The sequence below is a fragment of the Pseudomonas sp. NFACC45 genome, assembly GCF_900113505.1.
GTDB classification, from domain to species: Bacteria; Pseudomonadota; Gammaproteobacteria; order Pseudomonadales; family Pseudomonadaceae; genus Aquipseudomonas; species Aquipseudomonas tehranensis.
This window is the reverse complement of record NZ_FOPO01000014.1, coordinates 134,743-157,748: the sequence shown is the minus strand read 5'-3', so window position 1 is coordinate 157,748 and position 23,006 is coordinate 134,743. Positions and strand designations below refer to the sequence as shown.

Here is a 23,006-nt window from a genome sequence, read left to right as displayed (position 1 = left end):
TGGAGAGAATCATGAGTGTCTCGAACAAAGAACCACAGGGGCAGGCCAAAGAGTCGTTGCTGCCGTCCCCCCATGACATCGACGCGCTGGTGCGCGCAGAACATCAGGACCCGTTTTCCATCCTCGGTCCCCACGGCGATGGTGCCGGCGGGCAGTTCATCCGGGCGTACCTGCCCGGCGCCTTGAGCGTGCAAGTGCTGGCCCGCGATGGCGGCGAAGTACTGGGCGATTTGCAGCTCAGCGAAACCCCGGGTCTGTTCGTCGGCCATTTCGACCGCGCCCAGCCCTACCTGTTGCGCACCCGCTGGGCCGGCGGTGAGCAGGTGGCCGAAGACCCCTACAGCTTCGGGCCACTGCTGGGGGAAATGGACCTTTATCTGTTTGCCGAAGGCAATCATCGCGACCTCAGTTCCTGTCTGGGCGCGCAGTTGACCACGGTCGATGGTGTCGACGGCGTGCGCTTTGCCGTATGGGCACCGAATGCGCGGCGCGTCTCGGTGGTGGGTGATTTCAACGTCTGGGACGGGCGTCGGCATCCCATGCGCATCCGTTATCCATCCGGGGTGTGGGAGTTGTTCATCCCGCGGCTTGGCGCAGGCGAGGGTTACAAATATGAAATCCTCGGCGCCCATGGGATTCTGCCGCTCAAGGCTGACCCGGTGGCGCTGGCCACCCAAATGCCGCCGGATACCGCTTCCAAGGTCGCCTCGCCGCTGAAAATCGAGTGGCAGGATGAGCAGTGGATGCAGGATCGCCTCGAGCGGCAGTTGCCGGGCGCGCCGTTGTCGATCTATGAATTGCACGCCGGTTCCTGGCAGTGCGAAATCGACGAGGCGGGAGAGGTCGCCCGGCAATACACCTGGCATGAAATGGCCGAACGGCTGATTCCTTACGTCAAGGACCTGGGGTTCACCCACATTGAGCTGATGCCGATCATGGAGCATCCGTTCGGGGGCTCCTGGGGTTACCAGCCGCTGTCACAATTTGCCCCGACGGCGCGTTTCGGCTCGCCGGACGATTTCGCTGCCTTCGTCAACGCCTGTCACCAGGCCGACATCGGCGTGATTCTCGATTGGGTGCCGGCGCATTTTCCTACCGATACCCACGGGCTGGCCCAGTTCGACGGCACTGCGCTGTACGAATACGGCAACCCGCTCGAAGGCTTCCACCAGGATTGGGACACGCTGATCTACAACCTGGGGCGCACTGAGGTCCATGGTTTCATGCTCGCTTCGGCGCTGCATTGGTTAAAGCATTTTCACATCGACGGTTTGCGTGTGGATGCCGTCGCCTCGATGTTGTATCGCGACTATTCACGCAAGGCCGGCGAGTGGGTGCCCAATCGCCACGGTGGGCGGGAGAACCTGGAAGCCATCGATTTTCTGCGGCACCTCAATGACGTGGTGGCGCTGGAAACCCCCGGTGCATTGGTGATCGCCGAAGAATCCACCGCCTGGCCGGGCGTCAGCCAGAGCACGCAACAGGGCGGCCTGGGTTTTGCCTATAAGTGGAACATGGGCTGGATGCACGATTCGCTGCATTACATCCAGCAGGACCCGGTGTACCGCGCCCACCATCACAACGAACTGAGTTTCGGCCTGATGTATGCGTGGTCCGAGCGCTTTGTCCTGCCGATTTCCCATGACGAAGTGGTGCATGGCAAACGCTCGTTGATCGACAAGATGCCCGGCGATCGCTGGCAGAAATTCGCCAACTTGCGGGCTTATCTGAGCTTCATGTGGGGCCATCCCGGCAAGAAGCTGCTGTTCATGGGTTGCGAGTTCGGCCAATGGCGCGAGTGGAACCACGACCAGCAACTGGACTGGTACCTGTTGCAATACCCGGAGCACCGTGGGGTGCAGAAGCTGGTGAGCGACCTGAACCGTCTCTATCGCGAAGAGCCGGCGCTGCACGATCAGGACGATGCGCCTCAGGGTTTCCAGTGGCTGATTGGTGACGATGCGGTCAACAGCGTCTACGCCTGGTTGCGTTGGAGCAAGGAAGGCCGGCCGGTGCTGGTGGTTGCCAACTTCACCCCTGTGCCGCGCGCGGCCTACCGCATCGGCGTACCGTTTGCCGGGCGCTGGGTGGAATTGCTCAACAGTGATGCCGACACCTATGCCGGTTCCAACTACGGCAACAGCGGCGGTGCCTTCACCGAAGAAGTGGCCAGCCATGGCCAGGCGCTGTCGCTGGAGCTCAACTTGCCGCCATTGGCGGTGTTGATTCTGCGGCCGGAGGGTTAGTCGCAGTTATCCTGTGGGAGCGAGCCTGCTCGCGATGCGGTCTGCCTGAGAAGGAGATGTCGGATGTGCCGCCGTCATCGCGAGCAGGCTCGCTCCCACATGGGTATGTGCTCAGCCAGAGGGTTCGACTCAGCGCACCAGGCACGGCTGCTTGTTGTTGAACGTCCAGCCCGGAATCAGGTACTGCATTGCCACCGCATCATCCCGCGCGCCAAGTCCCATGCCTTTGTACAGTTCATGAGCCTTGGCCAATTGGTCGGTGTCCAGCTCGATCCCCAGTCCCGGTTTTTTCGGCACCTGTACGCAGCCACCCTGGATCTGCAGCGGCGCCTTGGTCAGCCGCTGGCCATCCTGCCAGATCCAGTGCGTGTCGATCGCCGTGATGTCACCCGGTGCGGCCGCAGCTACGTGGGTGAACATCGCCAGGGAAATGTCGAAGTGGTTGTTGGAGTGCGAGCCCCAGGTCAGGCCCCATTCGTTGCACATCTGCGCCACTCGAACCGAACCTTGCATGGTCCAGAAGTGTGGGTCGGCCAGGGGAATGTCCACCGACTGCAAGGTGATGGCATGGCCCATTTCGCGCCAATCGGTGGCGATCATGTTAGTGGCGGTTTTAAGACCGGTGGCGCGACGGAACTCGGCCATGACCTCACGACCCGAATAACCATTCTCCGCGCCGCAGGGGTCTTCGGCGTAAGCCAGGACCTTGTGCTGGTCGCGGCACAGGCGGATGGCCTCCTTGAGTGACCAGGCGCCGTTCGGATCCAGGGTGATACGTGCCTGAGGGAAACGTTCGGCCAGGGCGGTGACGGCTTCGATTTCTTCGTCGCCCTTGAGCACGCCGCCCTTGAGCTTGAAGTCCTGGAAGCCGTAACGCGAATGAGCGGCTTCGGCCAAGCGCACCACGGCGTCGGCGTCCAGGGCTTTTTCGTGGCGTACGCGGAACCAGTCGTTGTCGGCGTCCGGCTCGCTGCGGTAGGGCAGGTCAGTCTGCTGGCGATCACCGACATAAAACAGATAACCCAGCATCTTCACTTCATCACGCTGCTGGCCTTCGCCGAGGAGGGCGGCGACCGGTACATCCAGATGCTGGCCCAACAGGTCCAGCAACGCCGCTTCCAGGCCGGTGACCGCGTGGATGGTGATGCGCAGGTCGAACGTCTGCAAGCCACGACCACCGGCATCCCGGTCGGCGAAGGCCTGGCGTACGGTGTTGAGAATTTTCTGATAGGTGCCGATGGGGCTGCCGACTACCAGCGAGCGGGCATCTTCGAGGGTCTGGCGAATGCGCTCGCCGCCGGGCACTTCGCCCACGCCGGTGTGGCCGGCGTTGTCTTTGAGAATGACGATGTTGCGGGTAAAGAATGGGCCATGGGCGCCACTGAGATTCAGCAGCATGCCGTCATGACCGGCCACCGGCACGACCTGCATGCTGGTGATGATGGGGGCTTTGGTGGCTTCTTGGGTCTGCATGTTTTTCCCACTCGTTGTTTTTATGCGGGGCATCGCAGGAGGGCGATGTTGATAGACATCATACAACTTGATTTTTTTATCTTACAAGGGAGGCTGGTCGGTTTTTTTGAATGGTTTGCCTTGAAAACTCGGAAACGCCTTTATTTGCTGGATTTTTTGGCAAGGAAAAGAACATGCGGGAGATCAGTTTAGCGCTGGCGGAACCGTTCGATCACTGAGATGATTGCACTTATCATACAAGCTAAGGGGCGTGGAGTTTTTACCTCACGACCCGCCTGCTCCGTTTCGAGGACCCATGGCCCATGCAGCCAGACATCGAGGCAACGCCGCGCAAACGCACCCACAACCTGGCCCATGACTTGGTGGCTCAGCTGAGCCAGAGCATTTTGCTGGGGCAGTTGAAACCTGGGGAAAAACTGCCGTCCGAAGGTGCCATTGTGCAGGCCCATGGGGTCAGCCGCACGGTAGTGCGCGAGGCGATCTCCAAACTGCAGGCCTCGGGGCTGGTGGAAACTCGCCATGGCATCGGTACCTTTGTGCTGGAGCAGACCGGTGAGCCGGGCCTGCGGCTCAATGTCGACACCGCCGCCGGTGTGCGGGGGATTCTGGAACTGCGCCTGGGCCTGGAAACCCAGGCAGCGGCCCTGGCAGCCGTGCGCCGCAACGAACGCCAACTGCAGCAGATGCGCCAGGCCCTGGATGATTACCAGCGGTTGCTCAGCAATAACGACAGTTGCGTCGACGCCGACCGGCGCTTTCATTTGCTCATTGCGCAAGCCACGGACAACACCTGTTTTGTTGAAATCATGCAGCATCTGGGCAGTGAGATGATTCCGCGAACCCGAGTGAACGTGGTCGAGCGCGGTCAAGCAGACTTGGGCAAGCTGGCTCAATTGGCCAACCTTGAGCATGAGGCGATCTTCAATGCCATCAAACGCCAGGACCCGGACGCCGCCCGCGCCGCCATGTGGCTGCACCTGACCAACAGCCGCGACCGCTTTGGCGCGGGGACCTGAAGGCTCATCGTCGCCTGACCCACCGCCTTCGCGAGCAAGCCCGCTCCCACAATGGATCGATGGTGTTCTTCGATTTGTGCTCAAAACCCAATGCCCCCGTGGGAGCGGGCTTGCTCGCGAAGGGGCCGGCACATTCAGCATCGATGCAAGCTGACCCACCGCCATCGCGAGCAAGCCCGCTCCCACAATGGATCGATGGTGTTCTTCGATTTGTGCTCAAAACCCAATGCCCCGGTGGGAGCGGGCTTGCTCGCGAAGGGGCCGGCACATTCAGCATCGATGCAAGCTGACCCACCGCCATCGCGAGCAGGCTCGCTCCCACAGTGGATCTGTGGTGGACGCCAATCTTGCAACCGCCCGAGATCCCTGTGGGAGCGAGCCTGCTCGCGATGAGGCCGGTACGTTGTGCTTAGAATCAGCAGGCAAAAAAAACCGGCGCAACCCAGGTTGCGCCGGTGGTGTTGCCAGTGGATGGGCGGATGTTCGTGGGTCCGCGCATTCACTGTCGGGCTCTTTGCCGCTTACGCTCGTTCCAGCGCCAAGGCCACGCCTTGGCCGCCGCCGATGCACAGCGTGGCGAGGCCTTTTTTGGCGTCGCGCTTGATCATTTCATGGAGCAACGACACCAGCACCCGGCAACCCGAAGCACCGATCGGGTGGCCCAGGGCGATGGCGCCGCCATTGACGTTGACCTTCTCCATGTCCCATTTCAGCTCTCTGGCCACGGCCAGTGACTGGGCGGCGAAGGCTTCGTTGGCTTCGATCAGGTCCAGTTGGTCCAAAGACCAGCCGGCCTTGTCCAGGCAGCGGCGGGTGGCCGACACCGGGCCGATGCCCATGATGGCCGGGTCAACGCCGGCATTGGCATAGGCGCTGATTTTCGCCAGGACCGGCAAGCCCAGTGCCTTGGCTTTTTCGGCGCTCATCATCAGCACGGCGGCGGCGCCATCGTTCAGCGACGAGGCATTGCCGGCGGTCACGCTGCCGTCCTTCTTGAACGCAGGCTTGAGCTTGCCCAGGGATTCGGCGGTGGTGCCGGCCCGGGGTTGTTCGTCGGTGGCGAAGGCCACAGGATCGCCTTTGCGCTGGGGAATCAGGATCGGCGTGATCTCATCGGCAAACCGGCCACCCTCAATCGCCGCCACGGCCTTCTGCTGCGAAGCGGCGGCAAAGGCGTCCTGCTCTTCGCGGCTGATGTCGTATTTGGCCACCAGGTTCTCGGCGGTGATGCCCATGTGGTAATCGTTGAACGCGTCCCAAAGACCATCGGTAATCATGCTATCGATCATCTGCGCATGGCCCATGCGCAGGCCAGTGCGGGCAGCCGGCAGCACGTACGGTGCCAGGCTCATGTTTTCCATGCCGCCGGCAATGATTACCTCGGCATCGCCACAGCGGATCGCCTGGGCACCCAGGTGCAAGGCCTTGAGCCCCGAGCCGCAGACCTTGTTCAGGGTCAGTGCCGGCACCGCATGGGGCAGGCCAGCGAGGATCGACGCCTGGCGGGCCGGGTTTTGCCCGCTGCCAGCGGTCAACACCTGGCCAAGGATCACCTCGTCAACCTGCTCACCCGAAAGACCCGTCTGTTCCAGCAACCGACGAATCACCGCGGCACCGAGTTGCGGTGCGGGAATGGAGGCCAGCGAACCCTGGAAACTGCCAATGGCGGTACGGGTGGCGGCGACAATCACGACTTCTTGCATCGAATCTCTCCTCACTGGGCAGCGAACTGCATTTCAGGCACGTGGTCCGGCACGATCAGTTTGCCGGCCGTCTTGGCAACGATTTCCTCGACGCTGACGCCAGGGGCACGTTCTTTGAGAATGAAGGCGCCGTCCTGGATCTCCAGGTAGGCCAGGTCTGTCAGCACGCGCTTGATGCAGCCGGCACCGGTCAGCGGCAGGCTGCACCGGGGCAGCAGTTTCGACTCACCGTCCTTGGACGCGTGAGTCATGGTGACGATGATGTTCTCGGCACCGGCCACCAGGTCCATCGCGCCGCCCATGCCCTTGACCAGCTTGCCAGGGATCATCCACGAGGCAATATTACCTTCCACGTCTACCTCAAAGGCGCCCAGCACGGTCAGGTCGATGTGCCCGCCACGGATCATGGCAAAGGATTCGGCCGAAGAAAAGATCGAGGCTCCGATGCGCGCGGTGACGGTCTGCTTGCCGGCGTTGATCATGTCGGCATCGACCTCGGCTTCGGTAGGGAACGCGCCCATGCCGAGCAGGCCGTTTTCCGACTGCAGCATGACTTCCATGCCTTCGGGGATGTAGTTGGCGACCAGGGTCGGAATGCCGATGCCCAGGTTCACGTAGTAGCCGTCCTGCATTTCGCGGGCGACGCGTTGAGCCATTTGTTCGCGGGAAAGTGCCATGTTGTTATTCCTTCATTCGGGCTGGGGGCGGGGTCACTTGCGCACGGTGCGCTGTTCGATACGCTTTTCGAACGTGCCGCAAATGATCCGGTCGACGTAGATGCCTGGGGTATGGATCTGCGTCGGGTCCAGCTCGCCGGGTTCAACGATTTCTTCGACTTCCACCACGGTGATCTTGCCGGCCGTGGCCGCCAACGGGTTGAAGTTCTGGGCGGTGTGACGATAGACCACATTGCCGAAATGGTCGGCTTTCCAGCCTTTGACGATGGCGAAGTCGCCCGTGATGGATTCTTCCATCAGGTACTGACGGCCATGGAATTCACGCACTTCCTTGCCGTCGGCCACGGGCGTGCCGACCCCGGTGGCGGTGAAGAACGCCGGAATGCCCGCGCCGCCGGCGCGCATTTTTTCGGCGAGGGTGCCTTGGGGAGTCAGCACGACTTCGATTTCGCCGCTTAGCAATTGCTTTTCGAAAAGAGCGTTTTCACCGACGTAAGATGCGACCACCTTGCGGATCTGCCGATCTTCCAGCAATACGCCCAGGCCGAAGCCGTCGACGCCGCAATTATTGGAAACCACGGTGAGGTCGCGGATACCCTTGCGCTTGATCTCGCCGATCAGGTTTTCCGGGATGCCGCAGAGGCCGAAGCCGCCGGCGATCACCGTCATGCCGTCTTGCAAGCCTTCCAGCGCTTCTTCGTAGCTACTCACACGTTTGTCGAAACCTGCCATAGACACCTCTTTTATTCTTGATGGGGTCGCAATGAAATGCAGTGTTGCGCCAAGTCATATATTTGTTAAGTTGATTTTTAGATTTGATTGATTGATAAAACTCAATAATTGCCTCCCTCTGTAGGCGCTTTGTAGGAGCTGTCGAGTGCAAACGAGGCTGCGATCTTCCCAAAAACACTTGAATCCCAGGCAAAAGATCAAAAGATCGCAGCCTTCGGCAGCCCCTACGCAACCGGACACAGGACGCCCATGACCCTCAAGCAAATCCGCGCTTTTCTCGCCGTGGCCCAAAGCCTGAGCTTCGCTGTGGCCTGCGAGCGACTGCACCTGTCCCAGTCGGCCCTGAGCCTGACCATCAAGGCTCTGGAAGAAGGCTTGGGCGGGCGTCTGTTCAGTCGCAATACCCGTAACGTTGCGCTGACGCCCGAAGGCGAATCGCTGCTGCCCCTGGCCCGGCGCCTGATTGCCGACTGGGACAATGCCGAGGATGAAATGCGCCAACGCTTCACCTTGCAGCGGGGGCGCGTCACATTGGCGGCGATGCCGTCCTTTGCCGGTAACCTGCTGCCGCCGATCCTCAAGACCTTTCGCGCCCGTTATCCGAATGTCAACGTCACGGTCAACGATGTGATCAATGAACAGGTGCTGGAAATGGTTCGGGATCGACACGTCGAACTGGGGGTCGCGTTCGAGCCGATGCAGAGTTCGTCGCTGGCTTTTACCCCCTTGTATCTGGACCGCTTCGTCGCGGTGGTGCCGCTGGACTCGCCACTGGCGCAGCGCAGTGAGATCCAGTGGCAGACGCTGCTGGAACAGCCGTTTATCACGCTGCAAAGGCCCTCCACCGTGCGGGTGATGCTGGAGGAGCATTTGCAAAGCCGCGGCATGAAACTGCCGGTGGAATTCGAGAGCCATCAGTTGGCAACGGTTGGACGGATGGTCGCCAGCGGGTTGGGGGTCAGTGCGGTCCCGGCGCTGTGTATTGGACAGATGCATGAGCTGGGCGCCCGCTGCATCACTTTGAGCGATCCAGTGATAGAACGGGCCATCGGTGTGCTGACCAAGCCGGGGCATGAACTGTCGGCGGCGGCGCAGGCGTTGTTCGATACGCTCAGGGATCAGGATATCGGTGCGCAGTTGACGCCGAAGTAACCACAATCTCCTGTGGGAGCGGGCTTGCTCGCGAAGGCGGTAGATCAGTCGGTATCTGCGTAGCTGACACACTGCTTTCGCGAGCAAGCCCGCTCCCACCGGGGTATTGCATGGTGTCAGATCAATAGTGGCAACAGTTGCTCACAAGGCTCTTCAAGCTTCAGATCCAGCAACTCATCGGCCCGTGTCTTGCCCCGGTTGATCGCCAGCAGCGGCTTGCCCTGTTCCTTGATCGCCCGGCACAGGCGAAATGCCGACCAGGCCATCAGTGAGGAGCCCACCACCAGCAGGCCGTCGGCTTCCTGAACGGCTTCAGTGGCGCGGGTCGCGGTGGCGGCGGCGACGTTTTCGCCGAAAAACACCACGTCGGGTTTCAAGCGCTCGCCGTCGCAATAAGGGCAGCGGGGCACCTGGAAGCGCGCCTCGAACGCGGCATCCAGCAGGGTATCGCCATCCGGCGCCTGAACCGCGTCGACACCGGCCAGGTAAGGATTCTGCGCTTGCATCAACAGCTGGATCTGCTGGCGCTCACTGCGCTGCTCGCAATCCAGGCACAACACCCGATGCAGGCTTCCGTGAAGTTCGATCACGTCGTGGCTGCCAGCCTGGTCATGCAGCGTGTCGACATTCTGGGTGATCAGGCCGCTGATGCGTTGCTGTGCCTGCAACAGCGTCAACGCCTCGTGGGCGGCGTTCGGCCGGGCCTGGCGAACCCGCGGCCAGCCCAGCATCGCCCGCGCCCAGTAGCGCCGCCGTGCTTCGGGTTTGGCGAGGAACTCCTGGTACATCATGGGTTGCCGACCCCGTCGCACACCTTCGCTGTCCCGGTAGTCGGGAATGCCCGACGGGGTGCTGATGCCAGCGCCGGTAAGCACCAGGAAACGGCGCCCGGCCATGTGCTCCAGCAATTGATCGATCGGTTGACGGTGAAAATCGTCGGGCATAGATGTCGCTCCGCTGGCCTGAAGTCGTTGAGGTTAGCACCGTGGTTCGTCGAGAGGGCTGTGGGAATGCCTTTCGTCGCACTGCGTTGTTGTTTCTTCAAACTTTCTCCGGTTGCGCGACATCCACCTCTATGTACGGCACTCAAAACTGTCGTGTTGCATGCCGTGTCGGCACCGAGAAGAGGAGGCGTATGAAACAGACCACCGGTGAAGTACGGGCCATCAATCGACAGAGGGCAATGGTCGGTGTGTATGTCGAGCAAGAAGACAACCACACAGTCCTTGAGCTCGGTTCAGCCAATGACATCGATATTGGCGACGTCATGGAGTGGGACAGTGGCAAGGCCTTGGGCACTCAGTCTTATCGCAACCTGACCAAAGGCTGGACCGCCGAGGTCTATGTGGCGAACCATGGCGTTGCGGCGGCGAACCTTGAGGTTCAATTGCTGGTGTGATCCTGACGACAGCGTTAAAACCGGAACCCAGGAGAACGAACATGAGCGAGTTAAAGTGCGGTTGCCCCGATTGCCAATGCGATGTGGACCCGCAACAGGTGTTCAATCACGATGGCGAGGCCTATTGCAGTCAAGCCTGCGCTGAGCAACATCCAAACGGTGAACCTTGTCCGGCAGCGGATTGCCATTGCGAACGCAGCGGCAAGAATGGCGGGCCAGACGTGGACGGCAATTAACTGGATGACGCGCTGGAGGATACCTTTGCGGCGAGCGATCCCATTTCATCCCGAATATAAATCGGGATTGCGGTCCGCTAATGATTGGCATGGCTCAAGTTGAGTACTTGAATTCATTATTGGGCGTCATTTCCTTGGAAGGCCATTACAACTCGACGCCACAGTCAGCGCGTTGGATTGCATGAGCCGTTCGTCGCCGTTTGCAAGATATGTTTAAAACCTTGTCGGCGCCAGGTTTTCCGAATACTACGAGCCAACAGGTTCGCAACATCAACTAACGAGGTGAATGAAATGGCTAACACAGGAAATAAGAATCCTGGCAATTTCGCTAACGATCGTGAAAAGGCATCGCAAGCCGGGAAGAAGGGCGGCCACGCGTCGGGGGGTAACTTCGCGAATAATCCGCAACGAGCATCCGAGGCCGGGCGCAAGGGAGGGCAGGCTTCGGGCGGAAATTTCGCCAATGACCCAGAACGAGCAGCCGCAGCAGGCCGAAAAGGTGGCCAGGCCTCGGGCGGCAATTTTGCCAAAGACCCTGAGCGGGCCTCCGAGGCCGGTCGAAAGGGCGGTCAAGCATCCGGCGACAACGTTACCAGCGACCGCTAGTCAGTTTTCGAAACAGGTCGAAAAGGCCCTGGAAACAGCCAGGATGATGGGCGCAACGCTGAACACCCAATGATGTTACGGGCCCTGTGTTAATCGCATGGGGTCTGCCGGATTTATATACAGCAGGATCGCGGCAATGCATATCTTCATGCGTAAGGGGACTGTAACTTGTTCAGTTGCCTGGCGTTTCTGCGAGTGCGAGTTACCGATTACCGTTCGTCTCGTTTATTAAACATAAAGATAAATTTTAACTGTTTAACTTCTTCAGATTCTCTGTGGGCCTGCCCCCGGCAGTGTTCCCCTGAATTGTGTCCTGAACGAGGAGTTTTATCATGTTCCTACATAACAAACGACTGCAGTACACCGTGCGTGTCGCCGAGCCTAACCCAGGGCTGGCTAACCTGTTGCTTGAACAGTTTGGCGGTGCCCAGGGCGAGTTGGCGGCGGCGTCGCGCTACTTCACCCAGGCCCTGTCCGAGGATGATCCCGGCCGCAAGGATCTGTTGATGGACATCGCCACCGAAGAGCTCAGTCATCTGGAGGTGATCGGCTCGATCATCGTGATGCTCAATAAAGGCGCCAAGGGCAGAATGGCCGAGGGTGTGGAAAAGGAAGGCCAGTTGTACCGGGACATCAACGGCGCCGGCAACGACTCTCACATCACCAGCCTGCTTTATGGAGCCGGTTCCCCGCTGACCAATTCGGCGGGTGTACCTTGGACAGCCGCTTACGTCGACACCATAGGCGAGCCGACAGCGGACATGCGGTCCAACATCGCCGCCGAGGCACGGGCGAAAATCATCTATGAGCGTCTGATGAATCTCACCGATGATCCTGGGGTAAAAGAAGCGCTGGGCTTTTTGATGACCCGTGAAATCGCGCACCAGATGTCCTTCGAAAAAGCCCTGCACTCGATCCAGCCAAATTTCCCTCAAGGTAAATTGCCAGGCATGCCAGAGTTCACCAACGTGTACTTCAACATGTCCCAAGGCGAGCCTACGGTGCGTGGCCCATGGAACCAGGGCGATGAGTGGGAATTCGTCGAGAACCCAACGCCGGCGGTGGATGGCGGTGATGGTCTGGCGAGTGTGCAACTGAGTAAAAAAGACGAGGCGCTGCTGATGGACATGAAGGCGCGGACAATGTCCAACCCGGAAAGCGACCCCATGACAGGTGCCGACTTGGGTTCAGGGATGCAAGGTGACAAACTGTAGGAAACCGGCGAGGGGGCCTGGCTCCTTCGCCTGAACATCGCGTTTGATCGTCCCCCTCGTTGCGGGAACGATCAGACATGACCTGGCGCAAAACCAGTAAGGATATTCGATGGACCAGCCCACCTCCCGGATCCGATCGCCCTGGCGTACCTGGCTGGATCCTGTGCAAAACAACCTGCTGCTGGGGGTGAGCTTCTGGCTGGGGCTGGTGGTGATCGCCGCGTTGTTGCTCTACAGCGGTTACAACGCATTGGTGGGGGCCGATCGGCACAACCTGGGCTACGCCGTTCTGGGCGGCACCGCCGGTTTCGCCGCCACGGCCCTGGGCGCGTTGATGGCGGTGGTGCTGCGTGATATCTCCTCGCGGACCCAGGACATCATGCTTGGTTTTGCCGCGGGCATGATGCTCGCCGCCAGTTCGTTTTCCCTGATCCTGCCGGGTATCGAAGCGGCACAAAGTATCGTGGGCAATCAACTGCTCGCCGCGTTTGTCGTGGTGCTCGGCCTGGGTCTGGGCGTGCTCCTGATGATCGGCCTTGACCGTTTCGTGCCCCACGAACATGAAGTGAGTGGCAGGCGCGGTCCACAATCGGAACGTATCAACCGTGTCTGGTTGTTCGTGCTCGCCATCACCTTGCACAATTTGCCCGAGGGCATGGCCATCGGCGTCAGTTTTGCTAACGGTGATCTGAGGGTCGGCATGCCCCTGACCACTGCCATTGCGATCCAGGACATCCCCGAAGGACTTGCCATCGCCATGGCGCTGCGGGTTACCGGGATCAGTGCGCTGCGGGCTGCGCTGATCGCGGTGGGCTCGGGGCTGATGGAGCCGCTGGGCGCGGTGATTGGGCTGGGCATGTCCTCGGGCGTGGCCGTGGCGTATCCCATCAGCCTGGGGTTGGCGGCGGGGGCCATGATCTTCGTGGTGTCCCACGAAGTGATTCCGGAAACCCACCGCAACGGCCACGAAACGCCAGCCACGCTGGGGTTGATGATGGGGTTTGCGGTGATGATGTTCCTCGACACGGCACTGGGTTAGCACCCCCCGAACACTGCACCCACGAAGGTGTTTAGCGCGGGAGACAGCATATGCAACACCGGGTCACGTTTACCGGGCATCTGATCTTCATCGGCTTTGGCTCCATTACCCGGGCCACGCTGCCGTTGTTGTTGCGCCAGGATCATCTCCCGGTCAATCAGATCACGGTCATCGCGCCCGTGATCGAGAAAAATATCTGGTTCAAGGAGCGGGGCATTTGTTTTGTCCGCAAAGCGCTGACTGAACACACCTTCACTCAAACCCTGGACCGCCTCATCAACCCCGGCGACTTCATCGTCAACCTGTCGGTGGAAGTCAGTTCGCTGGCCCTGATGACCTATGCCTTCGGCAAGGGCGCGCTGTACCTGGATACCTGCATTGAGCCTTGGGCCGGTGGCTACGATGACCCTTCATTGGATTTATCGCATCGCACCAATTACGCGTTGCGCTACCAGATGCTGGGCCTGCGCAAAAAATTGGGCAATGGCCCGACCGCCGTCGTGGCCCATGGTGCCAACCCCGGCTTGATCAGTCATCTGCTCAAGGCTGGCCTGGTGGAACTGGCGGTGCAATTGAACCATCGCTTGCCGCAGAACCGCGAAGGCGTGGATTGGGCCAGGCTGTGCATGGAGACAGGCATCAAGGTGATTCATTTTGCCGAGCGCGACACCCAGCGCTCCAGCCGGCTCAAGCAGGACGATGAGTTCGTCAATACGTGGTCGGTGGAAGGCCTGATCAGCGAGGGCCACCAACCGGCCGAGTTGGGTTGGGGCACCCACGAGCGTACCTGGCCGACATCCGCCAGGCGCCATCGCTTCGGCAGCCGCAATGCCATCTACCTCGAGCGCCCGAGCGCCACCGTGCCGGTCAAGACCTGGACACCGTTGGGCGGGCCGTGCCTGGGGCTGATGATCACCCATCATGAAACCGCCTCGACCGCCGACCTGCTGACACTCAAGGATCAGCAGAAACTGATCTATCGCCCCACGCTGCATTACGCCTATCACCCGTGCAACGATGCCTTGCTGTCCATCCATGAGTTGATCGGTCGAGGCTGGCAGAGCCAGCATCAGCAACGCATTCTCAACGGTGAAGTCGACAGCATCGGCGCCGATGCGCTGGGCGTCTTACTGATGGGGCATGAACTCAATGCCTACTGGTTCGGCTCGGTATTGACCATCGATGAAGCCCGGGCGCTCTTGCCCTTCAACAATGCCACCAGTTTGCAAGTGGCGGCGGGGGTTCTGTCGGGGATTGTCTGGGCGGTGGAAAACCCCGATCGCGGCATCGTCGAGCCAGAGCAAATGGGCTACGAACGTGTGCTGGAAGTGGCCAGGCCTTACCTCGGCACCCTGGTGGGCAAGCAGACCGACTGGAGGCCGAGCGGCGTGGTGCCTAAGTCCTCCCAAGACGCAGCAGCGGATGATTGGCAGTTCGAGCATTTCACGCGTTTTTGACCCGCCATCGCGAACAGGCCCGCTCCCACATTGGTTTTGTGTGTTTCCTCCAAGCCCATGTTCCTCGCGACCTATACTCAACCCCGTGGATGACTTGACCTCGGGATGGCGCAACCGTGCTGCGTTCGCTCATGCTGGCCGTTTTGTTGGTTCTGGCGGGGTGCGCCACGTCGCCGCGCGAGCAGCAGGTCGCCACCGTGGCGGTTTCCCAGGACATCTGGCGGCAGGTTGACCGGCAGATCGTCGCCGCGTCGAAAAGCGCTATCGAACAGGCCGGGCTCTACGCGCGCGGTTCGATGGAGCATTGGCGCCGGCTCGTGTACGAGCGCACCGAGATTCAATTCATCCCCTGGTTCAGCAGCTACTGGACCCAGGAATGGCTGGCGGTGAAGGTCAGTTGGTATGCCGCCAGTGCCGAAGGCGAAGAGGACTCGGCGGCCAGGCGCCTGGCGGTTTATCTGCAAGAGCAGTACCGCGAGCAGGTGCTGGCACCTGTGGCGGTGGAAATCGACCCCGAGGCGATCAGGGCCAACGCGACAGGCTATTACGTACGCCTGCTCAATCAACAGATCCAAGTGATTGCCCGGCAGCACCGAATCCCGCCGGAGCTGATGAATCGGCGCCTGCACGGCATTCCCGCTGTCAGCTTGGGTCCGCCAGCGGCGCGTAACGCTTCGTTGTATGAGATGGCATATACCGAGCCACTCAATACATTGCCGGCGTACGCCGCGTTGATCGACCACGTCAACAAGGCCGCCGTGACAGGTTCGGGGCCATCGGATGCGGTCATCGCTACGGTGGCACAACGCACCAGTGAAAAGATCGAAGCGCAATTCGCCACGCGAGGTGCGGCCGGTGCGGCCGCAGCCGTGGCCGGGAAAGCGGCGGGGGCGTTGATTTCAGTTGGCGTGGCGGGGATTCGCGCGATCATTCATGAGGGCGAGCGCCCGGAAATGGAAACACAAATCCGCAAGAGCCTGAGCGCCGCGTTCGACGAGGCCTGGTTCCAGTCGCTCAAGCATCCCCTCAGCGGGGTGATGGCACCGGTGTACTATCTGGCTGAGGAAATCGAAGGCAGCCTGGTGGCGGCGGACTTGGCCAATCGGGCAGTGGAGTTGCCGCTCATCAAACCGTGACGGACGGTTCATTCTGCCCCAAGGGTGACGCGGCAACCCTTGCGATGACGGATCTGTTCGTCCGAGGGCCGCTCCTTGATGAATTCAAAGCGCGGCTCACCTTCGCTGTAAATCACCAGCCAGCCCCATTCCAGTTCTTTTTCATCCTGCCCGGGCCTGGGGGGCGAGGCCCACCAAGGCTCTTTCTGCATGATCTGTCGCATCGATGTCTCCTGCCGATTGATCCCTTCAACTATAGACCCCTCGATTTGAAGACAAGCGCCCGTGACATCTCTTGAATTGTGTGGGAGCAAGGCTTGCCCGCGAAGCAGGCGATTCGGTTCCAGGCAGACTGCGTAAGCTTCATCGCGAGCAAGCTTTGCTCCCACGGATCGCCTCGCAACAGATGTTGCTGGTCTATTGAGTGTGCTCTGATCGCACCCATCAGCGTCTAGCGTCTGTATCCCCGCACTCGAACGGGGAATGACTGGACCCATGCGCATATGCAAGCATTGTTGAACGAAATCCTCGATGCGGTTCGCCCCCTGATCGGTCAGGGCAAGGTGGCCGACTACATTCCCGCCCTTGGCACCGTTGCGGCTAACCAGTTGGGCATTGCCGTCTACGGCAACGACGGCGAGATGTATTGCTCAGGCGACGCTGAAACACCGTTTTCGGTGCAGAGTATTTCCAAGGTTTTCAGCCTGGTGCAGGCCATCGGCCATTCCGGCGAGGCAATCTGGGAGCGATTGGGCCATGAGCCGTCCGGCCAGCCCTTCAATTCCCTGGTGCAGCTGGAATTCGAACGCGGTCGGCCGCGCAACCCGTTCATCAACGCTGGCGCCTTGGTGATCTGCGACATCAATCAGTCGCGTTTTGCCGCACCAGCCCTGTCGATGCGTGATTTCGTACGGCGCCTGTCGGGCAATCCACAGGTCATGGTGGACGGCAAGGTCGCAGAGTCGGAATACCAGCACCGCGCCCGTAATGCCGCGATGGCTTACCTGATGCAGTCCTTCGGTAATTTTCATAACGACGTGGAAGCGGTGCTGCGCAGCTATTTCAGTCACTGCGCGTTGCGCATGAGCTGCATCGATCTGGCTCGGGCGTTCTGCTTCCTGGCCAACGACGGCTTCTGCAAGCACAGCGGCGAACAGATACTCAGTGCTCGCCAGACCCAGCAGGTCAATTCCATCATGGCCACCAGTGGGCTGTACGATGAGGCCGGCAATTTTGCCTATCGCGTTGGCCTGCCGGGCAAGAGTGGGGTGGGCGGCGGGATTGTCGCGGTGGTGCCGGGGCGTTTTACGGTGTGCGTCTGGTCGCCGGAACTCAATGTCGCCGGCAATTCCCTGGCGGGCATGGCGGCGCTGGAATTGCTCAGTCAGCGGATCGGCTGGTCAGTGTTCTAACGCACAAGAAAGGCCCGTTCCTGATCAGGAACGGGCCTTTGTCTTAAGCGCGATCAGCACAAGCGGTCGATGACCTGCACTTTGGAGGTGTTTTGCATCGACTGCCAGGCCTGAGTCAGCGTTTGCAGCACGCTGCCAATGAAGTCTTTGTCGGCTGCGGCCTTCTTGCCAACATAACCTTGGCCGCGGCGGTACATCTTCAGTCGGGCACACAGGTCTTGCTGGTTTTTCTCGAATTCGTCTTCCTGGGTGAACGGCGACAGGCAATCCATGTGGACTTGGCCATTCTTGCTGATCCACAGGATATGGCTGTCCAGGGTGTCCTTGTGCGCTGCGAATATGCGAGCCAGTTCATCAATAGATGGTTGATTATTCAGATTCATGTGTAAGCCCCTTGACCATTTGGTTGATCTGTCTGGTGGTTCGCAAAAACTTCGCTTCTTTCGGTAAGCGCCTGCCCAGTGCTGTATGGCTAGCACCGAAACCAGGCCGTCAGCATCCGGCCGTCAAACGTCGACGGGGTCGTGCATCGGTTGTGTAGTGTTATCGAAGGGCTGCTACGCAAATGCGCTACAACGAAGAGAAACAGCGAAGAACCTTCAGGCATTGTCAACTTTCGAGGGTCGACCACGCGCATCATGAGGATCTTCGCCGACGTTTCTCGTCCTTGTCACCGGACGGTCATGCCAGGTCAGCACCTTCAATCTGCCTTGTGGGCAGTCCCTTATCCAAAAAACAGCTCGGCGGTCAGACGAGCTTGCTCAAGCATTTACCTGTACTCCCGATCGGGGAGACGTCTGCATCATGCAAGGCCAAATCGGAGGCGTCAACGGTTTTGTAGTGATTTTTTTTGGTCACTACATATTGTCGGACAAAATGGTTTGGGTATGAAAAATTGGCGAAAGGGTGTGTAGGGCGGTCGTTGTGGCGAGGGGATTTATCCCCGCTGGGCTGCGAAGCAGCCCCAAGTGAGTCGACTCAATCTGCCTGATACACCGAGGTGTTGGGGTTTAGGGCCGCTTCGCGCCCCAGCGGGGCGGTGCGACGTTTCGCTAAATTCCCTCGCCACAGGGAGATTCTCGCCACGCTCAGGTCGCCTTGGCTTTGCTCGTCTTGCGCGGTGTACCGCCGGCCTTGCGCTTGGCCGGCTTGCGCTTGTTCTTCCACGGCGTTGCGCCTCGCCCGGCAGGGCTGGCCGGGCCGTTGATGGTCAGGCTCATGCCCTGGCAGCGGGCGATGTGTTTGCTCATCCAGGCGGCCTGGCGGGTCACGAACTCTTCCAGGCTCATCTCACCGCTTTGTACCATGTCCAGCGCCTGCTCCCAGATGGCGGTGGTGCCGGGGTCGGCGATGGCGCGGGGCACCGCATCGATCAGGCTGAAGGCCGCCGGTGTGGCGGACAGGGCCTTGCCGTTTTTCACCAGGTAACCGCGGTCGAGCAGGCCCTGGATGATCGAGGCCCGGGTTGCTTCGGTGCCGATGCCGGTGGTGTCCTTGAGCTTTTGCTTGAGCAGCGGATCCTCCACTAGTCGGGCAACGTTCTTCATCGCCTTGATCAGGTCGCCCTCGGTGAACGGCTTGGGGGGCTGGGTCCACAGGTCCTTGGGTTTGACCTCGTCCACGGTGCAGTCGCGACCTTCGACCAGGGCCGGCAAGGTTTGTGGTACCGGTGCTTCACGGCCTCGTGCCGGGGCCAGCGCTTCGGGCAGGGCGCGTTTCCAGCCGGGTTCGACGATTTGCTTGCCCACGGCCCGCAATGTCTGGGCGGCGCAGTCGAAGTCGGCCTGGGTTCGGTCGTATTCGTAGTTGGGCAGGAACTGGGCCAGATACCGCGCCCGTATCAGCGTATAGACGGCCCGCTGCTTGCCGGCGAGCTTGTCGAGGTTCTTCGCCGCAGCGGTAGGGATGATGCCGTGGTGGGCGCTGACCTTGGCGTCGTTCCAGGCCCGGGATTTGCGTTGTGGCTGCAAGTGCTCGCGCAGCGGCGCAAGACCCGGGTCGGCCTGGGCGAGGGCGGCGAGGATGGCCGGAGCTTCGCAGTGCTGGCTCAAAGGCAGAAAACCGCAATCGCTGCGCGGATAGGTGATGAGCTTGTAGGTCTCGTAGAGCGACTGGGCAATGTCCAGGGTTTCCTGGGCGCCGAGGCCGAGTTTCTTCGAGCAGACTTCCTGCAGGGTGCCCAGGTCGAACGGCAACGGCGCCGCTTCGCGCAAGCGCTCGGTACGCACTTTCATCACCCGGGCGGTGGCGGCGTTGCCCATGGCTTGGGCGGCGTCCCGGGCGAGGGCCTGGTTCAAACACCGTTCCTGGTCGTCGCAGGCATCCGGGTCGGCGCGCCACTGAGCGGTGAACACAGTGCCGTCGTGGCGCAGTTGCACGTCGATGGCCCAATAGGCGACCGGCACGAAATCCGCAATGCTGCGGTCGCGATCCACCACCAGTCGCAGGGTGGGTGTCTGCACGCGGCCCACCGGCAGCACGCCCTGATAACCGGACTGGCGCCCCAGCAGCGTGAACAGTCGGCTCATGTTCATGCCGATCAGCCAGTCGGCCCGGGAGCGGCCGAGGGCCGAATGGTAGAGGTTGAAGGTTTCGGCGCCCGGCTTGAGTGCTGCCAGGGCCTTGCGGATCGACGCTTCGTCCAGGGCCGACAGCCACAGCCGCTGGATCGGCCCACGGTAGCGGCAATGCTCCACCAGTTCCCGGGCAATCATTTCGCCCTCGCGGTCGGCGTCGGTGGCGATGACCAGCGTCTTGGCTTCCCCCAACAGGCGCTTGACCGCCTTGTACTGGCTCGCGGTTTTCGGTTTGACGGTCATTTTCCAGTGCGTCGGCACGATAGGCAGGTCTGCCAGTACCCAGCGCTTGTAGCGGGCATCGTAGGCGTCGGGCGGGGCGGTTTCCAGCAGATGGCCGATGCACCAGGTGACTGTGATGTTCGCGCCCAGCCAGCAACCATCACCGCGCCGCGTGGCACCGAGTACGGCTGCGATGTCCTTGGCCTGGGACGGTTTTTCACACAGGTACAGCTGCATAGCGCCCTTTTCCTAAGCAGATTTCATGGGGCTGTAGCATGGTCATGGATGGGCGTCGGAGCAAGTTTTATCTGTATGGATATACAGATAAAACGTTGCGATGCGTTGCTCCAGGGCGGTTATCGCAACGTTTGGCGGTGTATTTGCACGCAGAATGAATTTCTCGCCAGGGCATCGCTCATAACTTGCAGAGCGGTTGAAACCGCAAAGAACGTTTATGGGGTCAAGGAGAGTCACTTACATGAATTCGATGCCAAAGGGCAACGGACAGGCGGCCGCGCGTTTGATTCTCGTCGTTGAAGATGATCAGACCATTCTGGAGTTCCTGTGTGAGATCCTGCAGGACGAGGGCTTTGCCGTGGAGCCCCGGGAAAGCGCCGACGCGGCGCTGGAATTCCTCAAGCAGAGTGCTGACGATGTGGACTTGTTACTCACCGATATCACCATGCCCGGCAAACTGAACGGCGCGGACCTGGCCAATTTGACCGGCGACCAGTGGCCACAGATACCCTTGTTGATCATGTCCGGTTTCGAAACCCCGGAAAGCGCTGGGATCAAGCACCACGCCTCGTTCATCGCCAAGCCCTGGGCGCTGGGGCAGATGCTGGATCTGGTGGAAAGTACGGTCAAAGATCATTCTGTGCATTGATGGCTTGACCCTGAAAGTGGTGTCAGGCGCGGACTTTGTGGCGAGGGGATTTATCCCCGCTGGGTTGCGCAGCAACCCTAAGGCCGACGCTACCAATAGGGCCTGAAATACCGAGATCGCTGGCATAGAGGGGCGCTACGCGCCCCGGCGGGGATAAATCCCCTCGCCACAAAATGGTGTGCAGGGCTCGCTAGCCTCAGTTTTTATCCAGGTCCACGTTCCGGGTTTCGCGCAGGCAAATCATGCCCACCACCAGGCTCACCCCGGTGATCACCACGGGGTACCACAGCCCGTAGAAAATGTCCCCGGTGTAGACCACCAGGGCAAACGACACAGTGGGCAGGAAACCGCCGAACCAGCCGTTGCCAATGTGGTAGGGCAGGGACATGGAGGTGTAGCGGATGCGGGTCGGAAACAGTTCGACCATCAGCGCCGCCAGTGGGCCGTAGCACATGGCTGAAATGATGATCAGTGCGACGATCAGCGCCACGATCATCGGCCGGTTGATCTGCTGGGCGTCGGCCTGTTGCGGGTAGCCTGCCAGGGTTACTGCGCCGCGCAGGGCAGCTTCGTCGTAGCCGTCAAGTTTCACATCGCCGATGCTGACTTGCACATCACTGCCGGCTGGCGCCGCGACACTGCTGTAGGGCAGGCCTTGCTTGACCAGGAAGGTCTTGACCTTGTCGCATGGGCTATCGAAACGCGCCTTGCCTACCGGGTCGAACTGGAAGGTGCACGTGGCCGGATCGGCGATTACGGTGATTGGCGCCTGACGGCTCGCCAGGTCAATGGCCGGGTTGGCGTAGTGGGCCAGTGTCTTGAAGATCGGGAAGTACAACGCCGTCGCCAGCAATAGACCGATCATCAGCACCGGTTTGCGTCCGACCTTGTCCGACAGCCAGCCAAAAAAGATGAAGAACGGCGCGCCGATCACCACACTGACGATCAGCAAACTGTTAGCCAGAGCCGGGTCCATCTTCAGGAACTGGGTAAGGAAAAACAGCACGTAGAATTGCGCGGCGTAGAAGGTCACCGCTTGGCCGGCGTTGATGCTGAAAAGGGCGATCAGCACCACCTTCAGATTTTCCCATTTGCCAAAAGACTCTCGGATCGGCGCCTTGCTGGACTTGCCTTCTTCTTTCATTTTCAAGAAGGACGGCGACTCATGCAGGCTCAGGCGAATCCAGGTGGAGATGCCCAGCAACACGATCGACAGCAGAAACGGAATGCGCCAGCCCCAGACTTCGAACTGATCGCCCGTGAAATAACGACAGCCCAGTACCACCAGCAGCGAGAGCAGCAGGCCGAGGGTGGCGGTGGACTGAATCCAGCTGGTGTGGAAACCGCGCTTGCCCATCGGCGCGTGTTCGGCGACGTAGGTGGCAGCGCCGCCGTACTCACCGCCCAAGGCCAGGCCCTGGAGCATGCGCAGCACCACGAGGATGATGGGCGCGGCAATGCCGATGCTGGCGTAGTTGGGCAACAGGCCGACGCAGAACGTCGCCACGCCCATGAGAATGATGGTGGCCAGGAAGGTGTATTTGCGTCCGATCATGTCTCCCAGCCGTCCGAATACCAGTGCGCCGAAAGGCCGCACGATAAAGCCGGCGGCGAACGCCATCAGGGCGAAGATGAAAGCCGTGGTGTCGTTGACCCCGGCAAAGAACTGCTTGCTGATGACCGCCGCCAGAGCGCCATAGAGGAAAAAGTCGTACCACTCGAACACCGTCCCCAAGGACGAGGCAAAGATGACTTTCTGGGTTTCCTGGCTGGTGCCGGCGCTGCGCGTGGCTTCCAGGGACTGAACATGTTCAGACATTTGGGTATCCCTCACAGTGATTGTTT

The 23,006-nt window shown here is 60.4% G+C and carries 20 protein-coding genes and 1 pseudogene; 12 read left to right on the top strand and 9 right to left on the bottom strand.

The features are described from left to right. Window positions 1-11: 11 nt before the first annotated feature. Window positions 12-2,246, top strand: a complete 2,235-nt coding sequence (gene glgB, locus BM132_RS24490; protein ID WP_092459331.1) for a 1,4-alpha-glucan branching protein GlgB — start codon at window positions 12-14, stop codon at window positions 2,244-2,246. A 129-nt stretch (window positions 2,247-2,375) separates the two neighbouring features. Here the strand turns inward: glgB and gudD are convergent, their stop codons facing one another. Beyond that, window positions 2,376-3,719 (bottom strand): glucarate dehydratase, encoded by a 1,344-nt coding sequence (gene gudD, locus BM132_RS24485; RefSeq protein ID WP_047227776.1) that lies wholly within the window; start codon window positions 3,717-3,719, stop codon window positions 2,376-2,378. Between the two features lie 302 nt (window positions 3,720-4,021). Between gudD and BM132_RS24480 the strand changes: the two genes are divergently transcribed. Continuing rightward, window positions 4,022-4,735 (top strand): FadR/GntR family transcriptional regulator, encoded by a 714-nt coding sequence (locus BM132_RS24480; RefSeq protein ID WP_092402922.1) that lies wholly within the window; start codon window positions 4,022-4,024, stop codon window positions 4,733-4,735. A gap of 521 nt (window positions 4,736-5,256) precedes the next feature. Here BM132_RS24480 and BM132_RS24470 read toward each other — a convergent pair. Genes BM132_RS24470 through BM132_RS24460 form a run of 3 tightly spaced genes read right to left on the bottom strand, consistent with a single transcriptional unit; the run spans window position 5,257 to window position 7,847 of the window. Then, window positions 5,257-6,438: an acetyl-CoA C-acetyltransferase gene (locus tag BM132_RS24470; protein ID WP_092459327.1), complete on the bottom strand. Its 1,182-nt coding sequence runs from the start codon at window positions 6,436-6,438 to the stop codon at window positions 5,257-5,259. 11 nt (window positions 6,439-6,449) lie between these two features. Next, window positions 6,450-7,115, bottom strand: coding sequence for a CoA transferase subunit B (locus tag BM132_RS24465; RefSeq protein ID WP_003180355.1), 666 nt, complete (start codon window positions 7,113-7,115; stop codon window positions 6,450-6,452). A 33-nt stretch (window positions 7,116-7,148) separates the two neighbouring features. Next, the gene (locus tag BM132_RS24460; protein WP_092402912.1) at window positions 7,149-7,847 is read right to left on the bottom strand and encodes a CoA transferase subunit A; all 699 of its coding nucleotides are present in this window, start codon (window positions 7,845-7,847) and stop codon (window positions 7,149-7,151) included. A gap of 249 nt (window positions 7,848-8,096) precedes the next feature. On the opposite strand from BM132_RS24460, the gene BM132_RS24455 reads away from it, so the two are divergent. Further along, a complete protein-coding gene (locus tag BM132_RS24455) occupies window positions 8,097-8,999 on the top strand; it encodes a LysR family transcriptional regulator (RefSeq protein ID WP_092459325.1) in 903 nt (300 codons plus the stop codon). Window positions 9,000-9,115: 116 nt separating this feature from the next. On the opposite strand, the gene BM132_RS24450 is transcribed toward BM132_RS24455, so the two are convergent. Further along, entirely contained in the window at window positions 9,116-9,943 is an 828-nt protein-coding gene (locus tag BM132_RS24450; protein WP_092459323.1) for an NAD-dependent protein deacetylase, read from the bottom strand. 191 nt (window positions 9,944-10,134) lie between these two features. On the opposite strand from BM132_RS24450, the gene BM132_RS24445 reads away from it, so the two are divergent. From BM132_RS24445 to BM132_RS24415, 7 genes and pseudogenes are all read left to right on the top strand, one after another. Next, window positions 10,135-10,398, top strand: coding sequence for a hypothetical protein (locus BM132_RS24445; protein ID WP_092402906.1), 264 nt, complete (start codon window positions 10,135-10,137; stop codon window positions 10,396-10,398). Window positions 10,399-10,439: 41 nt separating this feature from the next. Then, the gene (locus BM132_RS24440) at window positions 10,440-10,634 is read left to right on the top strand and encodes a metallothionein (RefSeq protein ID WP_092402904.1); all 195 of its coding nucleotides are present in this window, start codon (window positions 10,440-10,442) and stop codon (window positions 10,632-10,634) included. Window positions 10,635-10,925: 291 nt separating this feature from the next. Further along, window positions 10,926-11,240 (top strand): con-10 family general stress protein, encoded by a 315-nt coding sequence (locus BM132_RS24435; protein WP_092402902.1) that lies wholly within the window; start codon window positions 10,926-10,928, stop codon window positions 11,238-11,240. A gap of 332 nt (window positions 11,241-11,572) precedes the next feature. Beyond that, the gene (locus BM132_RS24430) at window positions 11,573-12,454 is read left to right on the top strand and encodes a manganese catalase family protein (protein WP_092402900.1); all 882 of its coding nucleotides are present in this window, start codon (window positions 11,573-11,575) and stop codon (window positions 12,452-12,454) included. A gap of 223 nt (window positions 12,455-12,677) precedes the next feature. Then, a pseudogene (locus BM132_RS24425) lies at window positions 12,678-13,493 on the top strand (ZIP family metal transporter); the annotation flags it as partial. Window positions 13,494-13,543: 50 nt separating this feature from the next. Continuing rightward, complete coding sequence (locus BM132_RS24420) at window positions 13,544-14,950, top strand: saccharopine dehydrogenase C-terminal domain-containing protein (RefSeq protein ID WP_092459319.1); 1,407 nt, start codon at window positions 13,544-13,546, stop codon at window positions 14,948-14,950. Window positions 14,951-15,066: 116 nt separating this feature from the next. Further along, window positions 15,067-16,086: a hypothetical protein gene (locus BM132_RS24415; RefSeq protein WP_092459317.1), complete on the top strand. Its 1,020-nt coding sequence runs from the start codon at window positions 15,067-15,069 to the stop codon at window positions 16,084-16,086. A gap of 8 nt (window positions 16,087-16,094) precedes the next feature. Here BM132_RS24415 and BM132_RS24410 read toward each other — a convergent pair whose 3' ends face one another. Next, window positions 16,095-16,289 carry a hypothetical protein gene (locus tag BM132_RS24410; protein WP_092402894.1) on the bottom strand — a complete coding sequence of 65 codons (195 nt, stop codon included), beginning with the start codon at window positions 16,287-16,289 and terminating at the stop codon, window positions 16,095-16,097. 279 nt (window positions 16,290-16,568) lie between these two features. Between BM132_RS24410 and glsB the strand changes: the two genes are divergently transcribed. Then, on the top strand, window positions 16,569-17,477 hold the full coding sequence (gene glsB, locus BM132_RS24405) for a glutaminase B (protein WP_047227793.1): 909 nt from the start codon (window positions 16,569-16,571) through the stop codon (window positions 17,475-17,477). Between the two features lie 53 nt (window positions 17,478-17,530). On the opposite strand, the gene BM132_RS24400 is transcribed toward glsB, so the two are convergent. Together BM132_RS24400 and BM132_RS24395 are read right to left on the bottom strand one after the other, a co-directional pair. Further along, window positions 17,531-17,860 carry a hypothetical protein gene (locus tag BM132_RS24400; RefSeq protein WP_092402891.1) on the bottom strand — a complete coding sequence of 110 codons (330 nt, stop codon included), beginning with the start codon at window positions 17,858-17,860 and terminating at the stop codon, window positions 17,531-17,533. Between the two features lie 705 nt (window positions 17,861-18,565). After that, the gene (locus tag BM132_RS24395) at window positions 18,566-20,512 is read right to left on the bottom strand and encodes a DNA topoisomerase III (RefSeq protein ID WP_092459315.1); all 1,947 of its coding nucleotides are present in this window, start codon (window positions 20,510-20,512) and stop codon (window positions 18,566-18,568) included. A 241-nt stretch (window positions 20,513-20,753) separates the two neighbouring features. Between BM132_RS24395 and BM132_RS24390 the strand changes: the two genes are divergently transcribed. Next, complete coding sequence (locus BM132_RS24390; protein WP_092459313.1) at window positions 20,754-21,161, top strand: response regulator; 408 nt, start codon at window positions 20,754-20,756, stop codon at window positions 21,159-21,161. A gap of 196 nt (window positions 21,162-21,357) precedes the next feature. Here the strand turns inward: BM132_RS24390 and BM132_RS24385 are convergent, their stop codons facing one another. Continuing rightward, window positions 21,358-22,980, bottom strand: a complete 1,623-nt coding sequence (locus BM132_RS24385) for an MFS transporter (RefSeq protein ID WP_092402880.1) — start codon at window positions 22,978-22,980, stop codon at window positions 21,358-21,360. Window positions 22,981-23,006 lie beyond the last annotated feature (26 nt).